This window comes from Dellaglioa sp. CoH-57-MRSF-21 (genome assembly GCF_056781915.1).
Window position 1 is genome coordinate 1 of sequence record NZ_JBXAXU010000261.1, and the last position, 233, is coordinate 233.

Here is a 233-nt window from a genome sequence, read left to right on the forward strand (position 1 = left end):
GAACATGATGAAGGAAATGGGGACACGCACCGTCGTCATCGTCGAGGGGCAGCGTGACGCGCTACGCCTGATTCTTGCGGGGATTCCCGCACTCTGCATATTCGGCACACAGTCGTTTTCGCGTGAGAAGGCGCGTCACCTTAGTCTGGGTGGTGTTAAACGCGCGATTCTCATGATGGACGGTGACTGCGCAGGTATCAAAGCGACCGAAGTCATTCGGCCCGTGCTTCAAC

General features: G+C 57.1%; 1 protein-coding gene. It reads left to right on the forward strand.

Annotation, left to right across the window (positions count from 1 at the left end):
• A partial coding sequence (locus AC1RPQ_RS08700; protein ID WP_481762385.1) for a toprim domain-containing protein occupies nucleotides 1–233 on the forward strand: 233 nt, incomplete at both ends.